The sequence below is a fragment of the Acinetobacter celticus genome (assembly GCF_001707755.1).
Taxonomy (GTDB): domain Bacteria; phylum Pseudomonadota; class Gammaproteobacteria; order Pseudomonadales; family Moraxellaceae; genus Acinetobacter; species Acinetobacter celticus.
On sequence record NZ_MBDL01000010.1, the window covers coordinates 415,881 to 433,730 of the forward strand.

Sequence of the window (17,850 nt, forward strand, 5' to 3'; positions counted from 1 at the left end):
CATCTCAATAAAAATTAAATTGGAGTATACCGATTTCTAAGCCGTGGAACACTAGTTAGCGCTTAGTGATTATGCACTTAAGCGTACATCCCTTCACGAATCTGGAGATCTAGAGCACTTAATCGCTCAGGAGTGCCTACATCAACCCAAGTTGCCTGCATTTTTTCTGCAGAAACTTTTCCGTCTAACATGCCTTGTTTTAACAATGGCGCCAATGGACGTTTACCTGCGTCTAAGCCATCAAACATTTTTGGATGAATGACTGCAACACCACTATAAGTCAGCGCTTCACCCATCTGTGCTTGGTCAAAAGTATACGCACGGCCTTCAGCCAAGGTAAAATCGCCCTGTGCATGTTGTGGTGGATTGGTTACAAAAACCAAATGCGCCAAATCGTGTCCAAGTTTAATGTCTAACAAGGGTTCAAACTCATAGGTCGTCCACACATCGCCATTCACTAAAATAAAAGGTTCTGCTCCAAGCAGTGGCAAAGCATTAATAATACCGCCTGCAGTTTCCAAACCTTCTATTTCACGAGTCCAGCGAATATTCACCCCAAATTGTGAACCATCGCCCAGCGCACCAATTAACACATCAGCCAACCATGCAGAATTGATGATAATTTCTGTGACACCAATATTTTTTAGTTTTTCAATATGCCAAACAATAAGTGGCTTACCACCAACTTCTAACAATGGTTTAGGTTTATACAATGTTAGCGGACGCATTCGATTTCCCAAACCCGCCGCCAAAATCATCGCTTTCATTATGCAACCACCTCATAAGTGCCATATTTTGCTTCAAATTTTGGCAATACTTTATTTTGAATAAAAGTCATGAATGGTTGTAGTTCTGCATACGGCTTGCTTTCTTCAAGCAAATACCACATTACACGAGGTAAATCTTTTAAGTATCCAGATTTTCCATCACGTTCAAACAAACGCACAAAAATGCCTAAAATTTTAATATGGCGTTGAATGGCCATAAAGTCTGCATCTTGTTTAAATTGTTCAAAATCGCGACCTTCTTTCGCAGAAGCGGGTAAACGGTCATAAAACACTTTAAACCAACCATACACACGTTCAGGGTTCCACTGCACATACGCATCACGCGTAATAGAAATTAAATCGTAAGTGTCTGCCCCTATCACAGCATCTTGAAAATCAATGACACCCTGCTCTTGCTCACCATCCAACACCATTAAGTTACGGCTATGAAAATCACGATGCACAATCACTTGCGGTTGAGCCAATGCTGCATTGGCTAAAATGGCAAAAGTACGTTTTATTAATGCACTTTCGGCATTTGTCGGTTGAATGTTCAAAGAAGGTAGTAACCAATCTGTTAACAGCGTCATCTCTGACATGAGCTTTTCATACGAATACTCAGGGAAATGACCGCTACCTTCAATAGACTGCAATTGAATTAATTGCGCAAAGCTTTGCGCATAATGTGTATCTACAGTTTGATCATTCAGTAAGGTCGAAAGCAGAACATCCCCAAAATCTTCTAACAAAAGAAAACCTTGTCTCAGATCTTTAGCCACAATATGTGGAACACGGACACCATTTGCATCAAAAAATTCATCAATCGTCACAAAAGGTACACAATCTTCTTTTTCTGGAGGTGCATCCATGAGCATAAATGTTTTATTATTCAATTTGATTCGTGCATAACGACGGAAGCTCGCATCGCCTGCTAAAAAGTTAATTTCAAATTGATCTGAACGAAGTACAGATGTAATCCATGATTGGATTGATTGTTCACGTTGTGTATTCATTTGCAATAAATTCTAATACAGGCTGAGTTTTTAAAGTGCTAAGTGTAGCTACTTATCAACTTTTTCTCTATCATGCGACAATAATTAATTGCGATAAAGCATTCTTGGTTAATGAGACAAATGAAGCATCAGTTTAAATTTAATCCTTTAGCGACTGCTATCTTAACCCTTCTTTGCGGCAGCTCTGTATCAAGCTATGCAGCATCGCCAAACTCTGCAAAAAATAATGCAGATCAATTAAAACAAACAATTTCTGAAGCCTACCCTGGTCAGCAGTTTTTTGAACAATATTATGTAGATAAGTCTGCTCCTGAAGCGCAACAACGCCAAGGACATGGTTTTAGTTCGGCATATTGCCAAGGTGTATGGATTACACCTATTGCATCTAAGACCAAACCTGTTCCTGCAGATCAAGTAACCTCTACCATCACTGCAGATTATGGTCACTTCGACCCTAATGGCGACTCAGTCCTTGAAGGTAATGTCACTATTGACCAACAAGGCCGTCAAATCCGTGCTGACCAAATCAAAATTGATAAAACCCAAACCTTTGCCAATGCTTCTGGCAATGTGCAAATGGCACAAGCGGGTTTACTGTCTCAAAGTGATTCAATCAATTACAACTTAAAAACTCAGCAAGGCGACTTAAACAACAGCCTCTATATTGCAGAACAACAACACGCCCATGGCCGTGCCGAAAAAATTGCACGTACTTCAGAGCAAACTGTTGAATTAAAAAATGCAACGTATAGCACGTGTCCACCCGGTGAAGTTCCGACGTGGAAGATTCAAGCAAATACAATTAAGCTCAATCAGGAAACGGGCCGCGGTGAAACCACGGGAACCAAACTGTATGTAAAAAATGTGCCTGTAATGGCCGTTCCTTATTTCAACTTCCCAATTGATGACCGCCGAACCACAGGTATTCTTACCCCAAGTTTTGGCTTTACCAATGATGGTGGTGTAGAAGTTGCTGTACCGGTCTACCTCAATCTTGCACCAAATTACGATGCCACATTAACCCCACGGTATATCAGTGACCGTGGTGCAATGTTAGAAGGTGAATTTCGCTATTTAACCGAAAATTTTGGGCAAGGGACGATTTGGGGCGGTTATTTACCGTCTGACAAAAGCTACGATGATCAAGATCGTAAAGACCTACATGTTTTACATCAGTGGGACATTAACGAGCAGTTCTCGACCAATGTCGATTACAACTATGCATCAGATAAAAATTATTTCACCGACTTAAATAACAATCCGAATTCAAAAACTGATTTAAACCTACGTCGTGCATGGGAACTCAACTATAGAAATGGCATTCCTGGACTAAAAGCACAGTTAAAAGTTGAAGACTTCCAAACACTGGACAAAACAGTTAAAGACGAAGATCGCCCCTATGCGCGTATGCCACAGTTCTTGTTGAACTATAAGCATGGCAACCCTTTAGGTCTTCAATACGAATTTAGCAACGACACCGCTTACTTCAAAAAAGACATCAGTGATTACAGCGCTTATAACAATAATCAAAATCGTTCATTTGAGCCAAGTGGTACACGTATTTATAACGACTTTACAGTGCGTTACAACTATCGCAATCCATGGTCATTTGCCATCCCCCAAGTTTCTGTACGTAATATCAATACATTCTTTGATAAAAACACTGTTGATTATTTACAAAACAACGGTATTAATTCAACCAGTTCATCGAATGAAAACAAGTCAGTTGTGGTTCCACAATTCACTTTAGATACTGGCTTAATATTTGAAAAACAAGGCAATTACCTTCAAACATTAACTCCACGTCTATTCTATGCATATGCACCTTATCGCAATCAAGATAGTCACCCTAACTTTGATTCAACCACAGCATCAATTAACTACGACCAATTATTTAGCCCGAACCGCTTCTATGGTCATGACCGTTTAGAAGATAATAACTTCGCGTCTTTGGGCTTAAGCTATAGTCTATTTGACGATATTGGTTTAGAACGATTAAAAACGAGTGTCGGTCAAAGTTTTTATTTTGAAGACCGTCGTGTCACACTCAACAACACAAGCGATGAGTTTGACCGCGAACGTCGTACAGGCCCTGTAGTCAATGTGTCCAGCCAACTTTCTGAGCGCTTTAGCGTCAGTGCAAATGGTGCTTGGATGTCGAATGGTGACAATGCACAGCGCGATGTTCAAATGTACTACACGGGTGATCAAGGCAATTTATATAATGTAGGTTATTTTAATCGCCGTGAATTGGTTAACCGTCAAGATTCTTACGATCAAGTTGTTGCTTCGTTCATTCAGCCTATACATAACAATTGGCGCATTATTGGCCATGCCCAGTATGACCTAGACAACAGTGTTGCTCGTGAATATTTACTGGGTGTCAATTATGAATCGTGTTGCTGGGGGCTTTCAGTTTACGGTCGTTCGTATTACAACGATTTAGACAACGTTAAGGATAATGGCGTAAGCCCGAAACGTGCAATCATGGCTGAATTTACCCTTAAAGGCCTTGGTGGTTTTAACAATAAACTTTCATCATTGTTAGAAAACCGTATTTTAGGTTTTAATAATATTAATCAAAATTGGACAGAACGTTAATGAAGACATTACAGTTAAAACGCGTTTTTAAAGCGACAGCACTTGCTCTTTGCCTATCTGCATCATTACCCACTTTTGCTGCTCAACCTAAAGATGAAGTCGTAGCTGTTGTAGACAATAGCGTTATTCTTCGTAGTGATTTAGATCAAAGTATTGCTGAAGTTAAGCACCAACTCACTGCACAAAAAAAGACGATTCCACCAGAACAATATTTGCAACAACAAGCACTTGAACAATTAATTGTTCGCCAAGCACAATTAGAACAAGTTAAACGCTATAACATCAAACCTGACGAAAAAGGTTTAAATGAAGCGGTAATGAAAGTAGCTCGTGATTCAGGCGTATCAAGCTTAGGTGCATTTCAACAAAAGTTAGATGCTATTGCACCCAATACCTATGCATCTTTGCGTAATCGTATTGCTGAAGATTTAGCCATCAACCGTTTGCGTCAACAAATTGTGACTTCTCGCATTCAAATCAGCGATTCTGATGTTAAAAACTTCTTAAATTCACCACAAGGCCAAGTCGCAATTGGTAGTCAAGCTCATCTATTGCATGTTCGAATTTCTGGTGACAAAGAAGCCCTTAAACATGTGGCTAAAGAAGTTAAAGCTGAACTAGAAAAAAACAATGATGTAAAAACCATTGGTGAAAAATTCTCAACTAAAACAGTCAAAGTTGAAGGCGCAGACATGGGCTTTCGTAGCCTATCTGACATTCCTTCTGAACTTGCAGCACGCGTAAGCACACTTCAGACTGGTCAAACCACAGAACTTATTTCAGTGACAGATGGTGTTCATGTATTGAAATTACTTGAACGTAAAGGTGGTGAGCAAAAAGCTATTGTGCCACAGTACCAAACTCGCCACATTTTAATTCAACCGTCTGAAGTCGTTAGCCCTGAAAATGCCAAACAGATGATTGAGAGTTTATATAGCCGTATTCAAAAGGGTGAAGATTTTGCCGTGCTTGCCTCAACTTACTCAAACGATCCAGGCTCTGCCCGTGATGGTGGTAGCTTAGGTTGGGTAACACCTGGCATGATGGTGCCCGAATTTGATGAAAAAATGAAAAATACGGCAAAAGGCCAAGTAAGCGAGCCATTCCAGTCACAATTTGGCTGGCATATTCTTCAAGTTACAGATACGCGCCAACAAGACATGACCAAAGAGTATCAGGAACGTATGGCACGTCAATTATTAGGCGAACGTCAATTTGATGCAGAATTAGACACATGGCTTCGTGAAATTCGTAACAATGCCTTTGTTGATATTAAAGACCCAAGTCTAGATCGTAAAAAGAATGCCTCTTAAAGCGATTACTTAACAAAAAACCAGCCTTAAGGCTGGTTTTTTGTTCTTTCACTATCTTCATAAAAAAAGCCTCCGCAAATGGGAGGCTTTTTTTAATTCTTAATTAACGATTATTTTCGTCGTCTTGAGAATCTTCAAATTTAGTTTCGCCATCAAAACCAGCAGATTGACCACCGAAACCACCTTGACCACCAAAACCGCCAGCAGGTTGACCACCGAAGCCACCTTGACCGCCAAAACCACCTTGACCGCCAAAACCTTGACCACCGAAACCACCTTGACCGCCAAAACCGCCAGCAGGTTGACCACCGAAGCCACCTTGACCGCCGAAGCCACCAGCAGGTTGACCACCGAAGCCACCTTGACCTTGGCCTTGACCACCGAAGCTACCTTGGCCTGGAGCACCAGCAGGAGCGCCAGCAGGACGAGGATTACGTGCAGGAACTACAGTAGAAATCGCGTGCTTATAAACCATTTGACTTACAGTATTTTTTAACAAAACAACATATTGGTCAAAAGATTCAATATGACCTTGTAGTTTAATACCATTCACAAGGAAAATAGAAACTGGAATGCGTTCTTTACGGAGAGAATTTAAGAACGGATCTTGTAAAGTTTGACCTTTAGACATGTTATAACTCCAAAAAAAAATTAAAAATCAGCGCAAAAACTACCTTTATTTTTCAATTAAAAATTATAAAAAAGGCAGTACCTAAATTTTGCTTTATCCGTGACAGTTACGCAAGTCTTCTTGAGCCTGACTCACTGTTAAATATGTAGTAAATTTATGTTTTTCTTGCAAAGATCTCAACCAAGTATATTGACGTTTAGCAAGTTGTCGTGTCGCAAAGAGTGCTTTATCTTCCATTTCACGCTGTTTCCCCGTACTTTTATCACTATTCTTTAGAAAATCGAGTGCTTGTCGGTAACCCACAGAGCGCATTGAAGGTAAGTTTTCGTCTAAATCGTATTTTATCATCAAGTTTTTAACTTCATTTAAAAATCCGATTTTCCACATAATTTCCAAACGTTTTTCAATTCGTTTATGCAATTCTACACGATCTGGCATCAGCGCATAATTATAGAAATTGTATTTATATGGTAAATCTTTAGGCTGTTCTGCCTGTAGTTTTGTAATAGGTTCGCCCGTTAATTGATAAACTTCTAAAGCACGAATAATACGTTGCTTATCACTCATTTTAAATTTTTGGCCCGCCAGTGGGTCTACTTCGCATAAACGCTTATAAACCGCTTCCCATCCCCCTTGTTCCGCCTGTGCTTCAATTTCTGCCCGCACAGCATGGTCTGCACTTGGCAAGTTAGAAGATAAACCTTCCAAGAGCGCCTTAAAATACAGCATCGTACCGCCCACTAAAATTGGCGTTTTGCCCCGTGCATGTATGTCATCAATCAGTAAGCTCGCGTCATCTACAAATTGTGATGCAGAATAAACTTCTAACGGACTAATAATATCGATCAGATGATGCGGATAGCGCGCCTGTTCCTCTTTTGTTGGCTTGGCTGTGCCAATATCCATATCACGATAAACCAGCGCAGAATCGACGGAAATTAGCTCAAAACCACCTTGCTCATATAACTCACACGCCAAAGCAGTTTTACCACTTGCAGTTGGTCCCATTAAATTGATGACCGGCAGTTGATTTGACATGTACCGCTACTCTCCTCGAGCAAATAATTTATCTAATTGAGCCAATGGAAATGCACGCCACGTAGGACGTCCATGATTACATTGACTAGCAAATTCAGTTTGTTCCATTTGACGCAATAACGCATTCATTTCTGAAAGGCTTAGCAACCGATGCGCACGTACCGCACCATGGCATGCCATACCTGCCAAAATTTGGTCGCGTTTTTGCAATAAACCTTGGGCTTGATCACTCGGATCTAGATCATTCAACAACTCAGGAATAAGGGCTTCAAAATTGGCCTTATGCAAAATAGCGGGCACACCGCGAACAATCACCTGCTCATCACCGTACTGATCTATTTCCAAACCCAAACGCGCAAGTTGCTCTTTCAAATCATCAATTCGTGAAGCCTGCATGCGACTAATAGCAACTATCTTAGGAATTAGTAACTGTTGAGAGGTCCAGAATTCAGGTTTATCCCAAGCGGTTTTCATTTGTTGCAACACAATACGTTCATGTGCCGCATGCATATCAACAATAATCAAACCTTCAGTATTTTGCGCAAGAATATAAATACCATGTAACTGCGCAATCGCAATTCCCAAAGGATGCTCATCGACTTTACTTGCAATATGGTTTTCAAGTGAAGATTCATCCAACTTTAAATGGGTTGGGGTTTCACGTAAGGGGGCTAAATAACTTTGCAAAGCATTATTTAGCTTTTGCGAACCTGCATATTGCGAGGTGTAGCCCGCGCTATAACCTTGTGATGATGCATTGGATGAATTAGGCTGTGCATAAGAAACAGTTTGGGGCTGGTCTGAGCTAAAATTGGTTAATCCACCTGACGCAAGTTCAGTATTTGAAGGACCAACCACCTGTTCTTCTGTAGCTCGATGCATCTGGAACTGTTCTTGGTAGCGTGGCTGAGCTTGATAAGCCTGCTGCACAGCAACATCATCTTGCTTCATTGCAGATGATAATTCGGCCGATGCTGTTTGAAATTGCGATAACGTCGCCTTCGCATAATGGCGAACAAATTCATGCACTTCACGCTGATTTAAAAAACGAATTTCATGTTTGGTCGGATGTACATTCACATCAATATTTTCTGGATCGACCTCTAAGAAAAGCAAATATGCAGAATATTGATGCCCATGCAAAATACCTTCATAAGCCATGCGTAAAGCATGTGAAATCGTTTTATCTTTGACGATACGTCCATTCACATAGACATACTGCAAATCTGCCTGTGAGCGTGCATCAGAAGGATGCCCCAACCAACCACTCAGACGCATATTCACGCTGTCTGTATCTATCCAGTAAGCATTTTCAGTAAATTGACGACCAAGAAGTTGTTGCACGCGTTGAAAACGTAATTCTCCGCTGTCTGCAAGTGGCAAATTCAGCTTGATACTATTGTTATGTTCTAATACAAAACGAATATCGAAATGCGTCAGTGCCAGACGACGAACAATTTCTTCAATATGACCAAATTCAGTGCCCGGTTTCTTTAAAAATTTTCGTCGTGCAGGCACATTAAAAAATAAATCCTGCACCCGAATTTGTGTGCCTTTTTGTGATGCAATCGCTTGAATTTCTTGATGGTCAAAAGCCGTACCATTCACTTCAACCTGATAGCCCACACCGTCTTCATCCTGACTGCTACTTAAGGTCAAACGTGACACTGCTGCAATAGAAGCCAATGCTTCACCACGAAAACCTAAACTAACAATGGCCTGTAAATCATCTGCAGTTTGAATTTTACTGGTGGCATGTCGCATAACAGCCAAAGACAAATCGTCAGGATGAATCCCACGCCCATTGTCAATAATTTCAATAAGCGTGCTACCACCTTGTTCAATACGAACCGTCAGCTCAGTTGCGCCCGCATCAATGGCATTTTCCAGCAACTCTTTCACCACCGAAGCTGGGCGTTCAATCACTTCACCTGCCGCAATCTGGTTGGCTAATGCAGGAGCTAGTGTACGAATACGGCGCGTGCTGAGATCATTCATGATGCAAAATGACTCTCTAAAGCCTGCTGTAAAATTGCTGACGATGAGCTTAATTTAGCGGTACGCAAAAGACCATCATCCGATTTTTCGATATTAATAATTAAATCGGCTTCTGGAATTTCATCACCACCTTTAGATGGCCATTCAAATAAAAATAAAGCATTAGGCGTTTCTAAATAATCACGAATACCCATCAACTCAAGTTCATAAGGGTCATTCAGACGATATAAATCGAAATGAAAAACCTCTTTGCCTTGAATACTATACGGTTCGACCAAGGTATAAGTCGGGCTTTTTACGGCACCTTGATGTCCCATGGTTTGTAGCAAATAACGCGTCAGTGTGGTTTTTCCTGCACCTAAATCGCCAATTAAATAAATAACGCCCGCAGTAAAATGCTGTGCCAAAACTTTCGCTAAGTTTTGTGTATCTTCTTCATTGTTTAAAGCTAAATTAAATGAATACTGCATAATACTCACGATATGAATTTAAAGAACAATTATGATAGCATCGCGGGGTTTCAAAAGCCTATTCCCTTTCACTAGATTGTCTGTTTTTTATGGTCTAGTCGCTTATCTTCAAATCAATTTAAAGTAGCAATATGCACCCTGCCGAATTTACACCGCCCATGTTACGTGGCGTGAGCGCCAGCAAAATTTTCCTACACGCCTCTTCTGCACCTATTCAAACCATTTATGCTTATTTATGTATGCAATTTAGTCATATTGATACCATTGAATGGAAACAACGCTTTGAAGATGGTTTGGTTTATGACGCAATAGGTTGCAAACTGACTATTCACAGCCCTTTTCAGGCCAATAGTCATGTGTTTTATTATCGGTTTTTAGCGCATGAAATTCATGTACCTTTTGAACATAAAATACTCTTTGAAAATGATCATTTTATGGTGATTGATAAACCGCACTTTTTAACCATGAGCCCAACGGGGCAATACGTACAAGAAACCTTATTGGTACGCTTAAAAAATCTAACTGGAAATGAAAATTTAAGCCCTATTCATCGTTTAGACCGTGAAACAGCAGGTGTTGTTTTAATTTCTAAACGTCCTGAAACACGAGGCATCTATCAGCAAATGTTTGCGTCCCGTCAGGTACAAAAAACCTATCATGCTATTGCATCGTTTGCAGAGAAACTTATATTTCCGCAAATCACTCGTTTAAAAATGGACAAAGGCCAACCTTTTTACACCATGCAAGTTTTAGATGGAGAGCCGAATAGTGAAACAGAAATTCAATTATTGGAACACAATGACATTTGGGCCAAATACCAACTAAAACCACATACAGGCAAGCAACATCAGCTTCGTGTGCATTTAAGTCACCTCGGTATTCCAATCCAAAATGATCCGTTCTATCCAACCGTACAACATAAGGCGGATGATGATTTTAGTGCCCCCTTACAACTTCTTGCCAAACACATTGCATTTAAAGACCCAGTCACTTTGTTGCCCATGCAGTTCAGCTCAACACAAGAACTGACAATGTCATAACAGTGTCATTACAAAATCTTTGCAATTTTTATCTTTAATTGTTGAAATTCTATGATTTTTGATTAGAATAAAGGCGAAAAGTTAAGTAATTTAAAGCTTTGTAAAATTATGAGAAAAACTGAAGTTTATCAAATCCGTCTTGACTCTCAAGAAAAGAAACAGGCATTCACAGTCTTTAAGCAATTAGGGATTACACCTGCTCAAGCAGTGCGCCTTTTTTTCAAGCAAGTTGTACTGACAAAGTCCATCCCCTTTTCAATTGAAAATCAAAATATCAATTTGGAACAGCTCATTCGGCTACGGAAATTAAAACAACAAGACGCACAATTAAGTGCAGCAGAACTCATTTCCGTACTCGATCAAGATACCCTAGACAATGAAGTACTTTTGGATGATGAGCATATGGACTTGTTTGAAGAACTGAATGCCATTTTGGGCGAAGGTGACAAAAATTAACACTGTTGCATTTACAAACAATTTAAAGACTAACCTATTTTGATTTTTCGCTATGCTTCATTAAAAGAACACAATGAAAGCATGGAGAAAAAAATGATTGTTAGACGCGCCGAAGAACAAGATTTAAATCAACTGGCTGTGCTTTTTGATGAATATCGTCAATTTTATGGCGCTTCATCAAATTTAGACTTATCTTACAGATTTCTCAAACAACGTTTTGACAACCAAGAAAGTGTATTTTTCATTCATATTAAAGATAATGTGTTTACAGGTTTTGTTTTACTGTATTTAGGTTTTTCTTCTGTAGCTTGCTCAACTTACTATATTTTAGATGATGTCTACGTGACCCCTGTTTACCGTCGTCAAGGCTCAGCCAAACAACTCATTGACACTGCAATTTTGTTTGCCCGTCATCAAAATGCGTTACGCATCACCCTTGAAACCCAAAAAAACAATTATCAATCACATCAACTGTATGAAACGATGGGCTTTATTAAAGACAATGAATTTCAAACCTATCATTGTTTCTTAAAATAAAACCCAAGAAAATCGATGTATTCAAAATCTACAAATTATATTTAAATTATTCAGCTCTATATTTAGCCAAGGCAATTTGTTCTGCCGTTAAATAGACCCATTTACCTTCTGGTAACGCATTCAAATGAGTTAAGTTCAACTGACCAATTTGCGCACGGTGCAATTGTTCTACCTTATTGCCCACTGCAGCTAACATACGCTTCACTTGATGATAAACCCCTTGATGCACAGTCATCTGCAACTGATGTGTACCTAAAGCTTCTGCATCCGTCGCGGCAAAAATACCTTTCTCATTGCGTAACTCGACCCCTTGCTGTAATTGCAAAATCTGTTCTGGTGTAACAGGGTCTGCTGTATGCATTTGATATACTTTTGGCACATGCTTTTTAGGATGTGTGAGTGCTTGCAAAAACTGACCATCATCCGTTAATAGAAGCAATCCTGTTGTGTCTTGATCTAAACGCCCGACACATTGTAAGCCACGATTCAGATGTACATCATCAAATAAGTCAAATACGCTAAAATGGTGTGTTGCTTGATGTGAACATTCATAGCCTTTCGGTTTATTTAAAGCAATGTAGATTTTTTCACGGTATTCATACTGTGTACCATGTACAGCAAACACCAAATCATTCAAATTCAGTTTATGTTTTGGGTCAGTGATGACTTCGCCATGAATAGTAATAGCACCAGTTTTTATGAGTTGCTGACAGTGTTTACGCGCACCAAAACCCTGTGACTGGAGCATTTTTTCCAACAACATAAATAAGACTCAAATAATTTTTGATTAATACCACGCATTCTATACTGAAACAGCCTCAACGCAGTGCAAAGTCAGCTTTACTGTCTGTCAAAATGTGAAATAGGTTACAATATTCACAGTTCTTTATCTCCCAGACTAGATTTCATGTCTCAGCTCGATCTCAACTTAATTGTACTTTTAGTTTTATTGGCTTGTGGTGTTTTTAGTCACAACACCGCCATCACCATTGCAGCAGGTGTATTAATTGTATTTCGCATTACACCACTCAGTGAGTTTTTTCCCTTCTTACAACAACATGGGCTAAACGTTGGCATTATCATCTTAACCATAGGTGTACTCACTCCCATTGCCAGCGGGAAGATTCCAGGAGATGCCATTTTAAAATCATTTTTAAGTTGGAAATCATTACTGGCTATCATCATTGGTCTAGCGGTTGCATGGTTAGGCGGGCGTGGTGTTAAGCTAATGTCAAATCAGCCTGATGTTGTAGCTGGTTTACTCATTGGTACGGTCGCGGGGGTTGCAGTGTTACGTGGCGTTCCTGTTGGCCCTTTAATTGCAGCAGGCATGTTGTCTTTACTCATTGGAATTAATCGATAAATGCGAAGTATTGTGGACTGAATAAAATTCATCTTAAATAATCAATCTGCACGCTCATCACTTTCTAAACGTTAAGAAGATAAATATTATTCAGCCAGACTTCGCCCTGCTTGGTGACAACACCAGCCCCTCAACCAAAGTGATGAGCGCCTATTTAACAATTATTGTTGGGCCGACATTCATTGCTGTTGTAATGGGGGAATACATGTATAAATGCACTCCCTTTTATTTAAGATGAATAATAGCTATGACGTTTTTGAGAGAATTTTTCCAGTTGCTTTAAAAATCCTTCAAAATAGCTTTTGTCTTTTTCTTCGGCTCTATATCCCGCATACAAAGTACGGCGCAATCCAGTGGGCGACACACAGCTTAGACGTCGTGAAGTTACCCAACCCTTTTGCTCGTATTCATTGACCACCCAATCAGGCAAAGCAGCCACACCACGGCCACTTGCGACCAGCTGAATCAGCATTTGGGTTAAATCTGTAGTCCGAATATTTTTAGGTTGAATATTCGCTGGAATAAACAACTTAGCCATAATATCTAAACGGTGTTTATCGACAGGATAAGTAATTAAGGTCTCTTCAGCCAAATCTTGTACAGTAATATTTTCTGCGCGAACCAGCGGATGAGTGTGTGACAGTACCAAACGCGACTCATATTCAAAAATTGGAAAATACTCGATGCCCTTTAGCGTAATCGGGTCGGCAGTAATCAGCAGATCAAATTCAGCATTTTGTAGCAACTCATGTGGGTTCGCTTCAAAGCCTGAAGCAAAATCTAAATCGACATCTGGATATTGCTGACGGTAACCATTCAATAAAGGCATCAACCAATCAAAACAGCTATGACATTCAGAGGAAAAAGTAATACGCCCCGTTTGCCCATGCACAATACGGGTAATATCCGACTGGGTAATTTGCACCTGCGGTAAAACATCATCAGCTAGTTTCAGTAAACGTTGCCCAACATGAGAAAAAGTCACAGGACGAGTACGACGATTAACCACTTCGACACCATACCAATGATCTAATTCTTTTAATTGATGTGAAATTGCCGATGGCGTTAAACATAAGTCATTGGCTGCTGCAACCAATGAACCATGCTCTCTCAATGCTGTTAAAGTTTTTAAATGGCGAATTTCTATCATGTATGATATTCCTGCATGAAAGGCTAACTGAATATAAAAAAGAATAGTTTTTTATATTAGAACTTGAATTTCACTCATGTTATCACTTCTATACATAATTTAATTCACGCTCCAAGGGTAACTGTCGGCAAAATCATCAGTTTATTGGCATAAAACTTAAAACTCTCTACAGGTTAAGCATCAAACAGTGAGGAAAAGATATATGCTCTCTTAATCTCTCCTCGCTTCACACACCGTACCCGTCATCGCCATTTCTAATAGCTCATATCAGAACCATTTAAAGTTTTGCAAAAAATAAGTACTTTCGATCAATACGCATTTGCTGATTACCAAATTTTCCGCACTCATAGGTTTTTTTTAAGCTGGATAGCTCACTCGGCTCCAAAATTTTAGCGATACCGATCACGACAGTAAAAATTATTGGAGACAATAATAAATAAAAACTGCCTGAGTGTGATTGGCTTTCTAAAAAAATCAAAATCCATATCCCATCCTTTTATTTCAAATACTTATGATTTAAATTTTTAATAATTTACATCAAAAAATTATTTGATTATTTACTCTCTTTATCATTTTATTTATGCATAAGAAGTAAAATTATAAGTATTATTCAGGCAGTTTTTTGCCACAATGTGGACAATATGCATATTGTTCCCGCTCTTGCTTTAAGGCTTCTTCTCGCTGTTCCCGAAGCAGCTGTAAAATCATATCTCGGGTCTGCTCTACAGTTAACCCAACATCTTTACGAATATCTTCAATTTTATCGACATCTGTAATCAAATCTATTTCTGAATTCTGTAGCAGTTCTCTAAACTTAAGTTCTAAATGTTGCTTACGTTGCTCCAACTCATTGGCCAAACCATTCGCCAAAATACCCGCAGGCAAAGCCGCCAAACCGACACCTAAAACTGTAATGATTGCCCCTAAAAAACGCCCCAAAGGTGTAATGGGTGTCACATCGCCATAACCCACTGTAGTTAAAGTAACAACTGCCCACCACATAGATGCAGGAATAGATGTAAATACATCCGGTTGTGCCTTGCTTTCCACCACGTAAACACAAGCAGCTGCCATCACAATCATAATACTAAGAATAAAAACCACGGCTTGAAAAGAGCCTTTTTCACGTTCAATAACCCGCAACAAAATTTGCAATGAAACAAAATAGCGCGTGAGTTTTAGTAATCTCAATAAACGTAAAATTCTTAAAAAACGTAGATCGATGGGTACAAAAAAATTGATATACGCAGGTAAAATGGCAAGTAAATCAATTATTGCACCGCCACTTTTAATCCATTTCAGGCGGTTTTTCCATGCAGACTCAAAGGGTTCTTTTTCTGCAATTGACCACATGCGTAGCAGATATTCAAAACTAAAAATAGCAATGGATAAATGTTCAAACATATCAAAAAATAAACGATAGGATTGATAAATATCATTGACCGACTCTAATAAAACAGCCGCCACATTCGCTAAAATCAATACAATTAAAATAAAGTTAATAACGCGACTAAACGTCGTCTCATATTCTTCGTTATGTAAATTGTTATAAACGAACTTTCGCAGCGTATACCAAGACGTAAATGCCATAGTCGTATAAATGATGATTTAGAAATTATGTTTCAGTTTAACTGATGATATTTAAAATAGAATCAGGCAATTGAACAAATTTCTAAATCTCACAGTTTATTTTATTCGACAAATAAAAGTGCTAAACGCACCTGGTCATAACCCATGCGTGGATTGGTTAATTCAACAATGGGGCGTAATTTAATACTACCATCATCATTAAAATGATCTGCTTCTTTACGCTTATTTAAGCGCTTATAAATTTTGCGTACTTGCTCGACACTTTCTTCACCAGGATTGGCCACCGAAATATCTAAAGCCTGTTCTTTATGTAAGCGCCCCAAATGATTAATAATGGTTGCTGGTGTTAAACCTCGCTCTACCGCAATGTCCTGAATTTCATAGCCATCTTCAAACAATGCACGCGTCTCATCTAAAGTCGCCGATGCAAAGTTTTGCTTTGCCCCTGTTTTGGCAATTTTCTTCTCATTACGTTCAATTTCATATTCATTTAACGTACCGCCACAATGACGAATAAAGGCTTTATGCTGTACGGTACAATCAGCATCTGCAAAATGCTCATCGGCTTCAGCAGAAAGCTCTTGAAAACGTCGATCGGCTTTAATTGCTAAACTGTCCAACTCTAGCGCTTGATCATTTAAACCTAACAATTTCAAACCATTTAAGGTCTTTAAACGTGACAATGCCACATAACCCTGACCCTTTTCAAAGGTATTCGCCAAATTAATTTCAGCTGTTTCTAAGGTCATCCCTTGTGACTTATGAATGGTAATGGCCCACGCTAAACGTAACGGAATTTGCTGAAAACTGGCAATAGTTTTACCTTCATCATTATCTACCGACCATGTTTCAGGTTCGACCGTTAAAGTCGTACCATCTGTGAGTTTTACTTTCGGCAAAACACCATATTCATCATCTTCTTCAAAGGCAATCACTTCACCCAAACTGCCGTTGATATAACCTAAATCGAAGTTATTTTTTACAAACATGACTTTGGCATGCTTTTTTAAAGTCAAATTTTCAGGGGCGCGTACAGATGATTTTAAGGTTTCAATGAGCTTATCATTACCATCACATTGGGCATCAAATTGACGAGACTCCTGATCAATTTCATTTAAGTGTTTAAAGTTAATACTGTCCACATCCATATTATGGGTATACAAACGAGTAAAAATATCACCAATGCCTTGATCGCGAGTTTGCTTCAAGGCTTGAATATGTTCTGGCGAAATATTTTGCGCACGAATGGCATTTAAAATATCATTAAGATAATCATTACCTTGACGGTGTTGTTCTGTCAAATAACAGACACGAAATTTCGCTTCGACCCATGCATCTGACATAAAGCAAAACTTGTCGCGGTTACGCTCTTCTTTTTTACCGACAGGAGGCAACTGAAAAAAATCACCCGCAGCAATCACTTGTATGCCACCAAATGGCTCTTCACTTTCTTTAAAATATTTCAGTACTTTATTGACTAAATTCAGCTGTTTTGCATGCAACATTGAAATTTCATCAATGATCAGAACTTGCGCATTTTCTAAATGCTCTTTCAAGTATTTGCGCTCTTTCATGCGCTTTAATTCATCTTCTGAAATCGCATCTTTAATGCCAATACCTGCCCACGTATGAATGGTCATGCCATTCATGTGTGTAGCAGCAATACCAGTAGACGCGGTAATAGCCACGGTTACTTTGCGGGCTTTTAAATAATTGATGTACTGATTAAGGGTATACGTCTTCCCTGCACCGGCTGAACCTGTCAAAAAGACGTTTTCGCCCGCTTTTAATAACTTGAGTGCAGTTTCCTGTTTCATATGACCTATACCGTTAAATAACGGCTATAGCCTAACGAGTTTTGGCGAAAATGTTAAGCCTGTTCC

16 protein-coding genes are annotated in these 17,850 nt (G+C 39.3%); 6 read left to right on the plus strand and 10 right to left on the minus strand.

The genetic code is table 11. The features are described from left to right. Positions 1-77: 77 nt before the first annotated feature. Complete coding sequence (murU, locus tag BBP83_RS11140; RefSeq protein WP_068888487.1) at positions 78-767, minus strand: N-acetylmuramate alpha-1-phosphate uridylyltransferase MurU; 690 nt, start codon at positions 765-767, stop codon at positions 78-80. Then, on the minus strand, positions 767-1,780 hold the full coding sequence (locus tag BBP83_RS11145; RefSeq protein ID WP_068888488.1) for an aminoglycoside phosphotransferase family protein: 1,014 nt from the start codon (positions 1,778-1,780) through the stop codon (positions 767-769). Before BBP83_RS11145 ends, murU begins: the two co-directional genes overlap by 1 nt. Positions 1,781-1,900: 120 nt before the next feature. Between BBP83_RS11145 and BBP83_RS11150 the strand changes: the two genes are divergently transcribed. Beyond that, on the plus strand, positions 1,901-4,381 hold the full coding sequence (locus BBP83_RS11150) for an LPS-assembly protein LptD (protein WP_068888618.1): 2,481 nt from the start codon (positions 1,901-1,903) through the stop codon (positions 4,379-4,381). Next, complete coding sequence (locus BBP83_RS11155; RefSeq protein WP_068888490.1) at positions 4,381-5,694, plus strand: peptidylprolyl isomerase; 1,314 nt, start codon at positions 4,381-4,383, stop codon at positions 5,692-5,694. The genes BBP83_RS11150 and BBP83_RS11155 overlap by 1 nt, the downstream gene beginning before the upstream one ends. 103 nt (positions 5,695-5,797) lie before the next feature. On the opposite strand, the gene hfq is transcribed toward BBP83_RS11155, so the two are convergent. The 4 genes from hfq to tsaE form a co-directional block, all read right to left on the minus strand. Then, the gene (hfq, locus tag BBP83_RS11160; RefSeq protein WP_068888492.1) at positions 5,798-6,325 is read right to left on the minus strand and encodes an RNA chaperone Hfq; all 528 of its coding nucleotides are present in this window, start codon (positions 6,323-6,325) and stop codon (positions 5,798-5,800) included. A 93-nt stretch (positions 6,326-6,418) separates the two neighbouring features. Beyond that, positions 6,419-7,363, minus strand: a complete 945-nt coding sequence (gene miaA / locus BBP83_RS11165; RefSeq protein ID WP_068888494.1) for a tRNA (adenosine(37)-N6)-dimethylallyltransferase MiaA — start codon at positions 7,361-7,363, stop codon at positions 6,419-6,421. Positions 7,364-7,369: 6 nt separating this feature from the next. Beyond that, a complete protein-coding gene (mutL, locus tag BBP83_RS11170) occupies positions 7,370-9,361 on the minus strand; it encodes a DNA mismatch repair endonuclease MutL (RefSeq protein WP_171258088.1) in 1,992 nt (663 codons plus the stop codon). Next, entirely contained in the window at positions 9,358-9,831 is a 474-nt protein-coding gene (gene tsaE, locus BBP83_RS11175) for a tRNA (adenosine(37)-N6)-threonylcarbamoyltransferase complex ATPase subunit type 1 TsaE (RefSeq protein WP_068888498.1), read from the minus strand. The genes mutL and tsaE overlap by 4 nt, the downstream gene beginning before the upstream one ends. 131 nt (positions 9,832-9,962) lie before the next feature. Here tsaE and BBP83_RS11180 point away from each other — a divergent pair, with 131 nt between their 5' ends. The 3 genes from BBP83_RS11180 (at position 9,963) to BBP83_RS11190 (ending at position 11,864) form a co-directional block, all read left to right on the plus strand. Next, positions 9,963-10,871 carry a pseudouridine synthase gene (locus BBP83_RS11180; RefSeq protein ID WP_068888500.1) on the plus strand — a complete coding sequence of 303 codons (909 nt, stop codon included), beginning with the start codon at positions 9,963-9,965 and terminating at the stop codon, positions 10,869-10,871. Positions 10,872-10,979: 108 nt separating this feature from the next. Then, entirely contained in the window at positions 10,980-11,327 is a 348-nt protein-coding gene (locus BBP83_RS11185) for a type II toxin-antitoxin system RelB/DinJ family antitoxin (RefSeq protein ID WP_068888502.1), read from the plus strand. 93 nt (positions 11,328-11,420) lie between these two features. Further along, entirely contained in the window at positions 11,421-11,864 is a 444-nt protein-coding gene (locus tag BBP83_RS11190) for a GNAT family N-acetyltransferase (protein ID WP_068888620.1), read from the plus strand. Between the two features lie 46 nt (positions 11,865-11,910). Here BBP83_RS11190 and BBP83_RS11195 read toward each other — a convergent pair whose 3' ends face one another. Then, positions 11,911-12,627, minus strand: a complete 717-nt coding sequence (locus tag BBP83_RS11195) for a pseudouridine synthase (RefSeq protein WP_068888504.1) — start codon at positions 12,625-12,627, stop codon at positions 11,911-11,913. A gap of 144 nt (positions 12,628-12,771) precedes the next feature. Here BBP83_RS11195 and BBP83_RS11200 point away from each other — a divergent pair, with 144 nt between their 5' ends. After that, positions 12,772-13,227 carry a DUF441 domain-containing protein gene (locus BBP83_RS11200; RefSeq protein ID WP_068888506.1) on the plus strand — a complete coding sequence of 152 codons (456 nt, stop codon included), beginning with the start codon at positions 12,772-12,774 and terminating at the stop codon, positions 13,225-13,227. 229 nt (positions 13,228-13,456) lie between these two features. Here the strand turns inward: BBP83_RS11200 and BBP83_RS11205 are convergent, their stop codons facing one another. The 3 genes from BBP83_RS11205 to BBP83_RS11220 all read right to left on the minus strand — a co-directional run bounded on the left by BBP83_RS11205 (position 13,457) and on the right by BBP83_RS11220 (position 17,784). Next, entirely contained in the window at positions 13,457-14,377 is a 921-nt protein-coding gene (locus BBP83_RS11205; protein WP_068888508.1) for a LysR family transcriptional regulator, read from the minus strand. A 606-nt stretch (positions 14,378-14,983) separates the two neighbouring features. Then, a complete protein-coding gene (locus BBP83_RS11215) occupies positions 14,984-15,967 on the minus strand; it encodes an ion transporter (protein ID WP_068888512.1) in 984 nt (327 codons plus the stop codon). 101 nt (positions 15,968-16,068) lie between these two features. Beyond that, on the minus strand, positions 16,069-17,784 hold the full coding sequence (locus BBP83_RS11220) for an AAA family ATPase (RefSeq protein ID WP_068888514.1): 1,716 nt from the start codon (positions 17,782-17,784) through the stop codon (positions 16,069-16,071). Positions 17,785-17,850 lie beyond the last annotated feature (66 nt).

Coding starts and splice junctions, on each gene's coding strand:
- murU (WP_068888487.1), bottom strand. CDS start 767: ATGAAAGCGATGATTTTGGCGGCGGGTTTGGGAAATCGAATGCGTCCG.
- BBP83_RS11145 (WP_068888488.1), bottom strand. CDS start 1,780: ATGAATACACAACGTGAACAATCAATCCAATCATGGATTACATCTGTA.
- BBP83_RS11150 (WP_068888618.1), top strand. CDS start 1,901: ATGAAGCATCAGTTTAAATTTAATCCTTTAGCGACTGCTATCTTAACC.
- BBP83_RS11155 (WP_068888490.1), top strand. CDS start 4,381: ATGAAGACATTACAGTTAAAACGCGTTTTTAAAGCGACAGCACTTGCT.
- hfq (WP_068888492.1), bottom strand. CDS start 6,325: ATGTCTAAAGGTCAAACTTTACAAGATCCGTTCTTAAATTCTCTCCGT.
- miaA (WP_068888494.1), bottom strand. CDS start 7,363: ATGTCAAATCAACTGCCGGTCATCAATTTAATGGGACCAACTGCAAGT.
- mutL (WP_171258088.1), bottom strand. CDS start 9,361: ATGAATGATCTCAGCACGCGCCGTATTCGTACACTAGCTCCTGCATTA.
- tsaE (WP_068888498.1), bottom strand. CDS start 9,831: ATGCAGTATTCATTTAATTTAGCTTTAAACAATGAAGAAGATACACAA.
- BBP83_RS11180 (WP_068888500.1), top strand. CDS start 9,963: ATGCACCCTGCCGAATTTACACCGCCCATGTTACGTGGCGTGAGCGCC.
- BBP83_RS11185 (WP_068888502.1), top strand. CDS start 10,980: ATGAGAAAAACTGAAGTTTATCAAATCCGTCTTGACTCTCAAGAAAAG.
- BBP83_RS11190 (WP_068888620.1), top strand. CDS start 11,421: ATGATTGTTAGACGCGCCGAAGAACAAGATTTAAATCAACTGGCTGTG.
- BBP83_RS11195 (WP_068888504.1), bottom strand. CDS start 12,627: ATGTTGTTGGAAAAAATGCTCCAGTCACAGGGTTTTGGTGCGCGTAAA.
- BBP83_RS11200 (WP_068888506.1), top strand. CDS start 12,772: ATGTCTCAGCTCGATCTCAACTTAATTGTACTTTTAGTTTTATTGGCT.
- BBP83_RS11205 (WP_068888508.1), bottom strand. CDS start 14,377: ATGATAGAAATTCGCCATTTAAAAACTTTAACAGCATTGAGAGAGCAT.
- BBP83_RS11215 (WP_068888512.1), bottom strand. CDS start 15,967: ATGGCATTTACGTCTTGGTATACGCTGCGAAAGTTCGTTTATAACAAT.
- BBP83_RS11220 (WP_068888514.1), bottom strand. CDS start 17,784: ATGAAACAGGAAACTGCACTCAAGTTATTAAAAGCGGGCGAAAACGTC.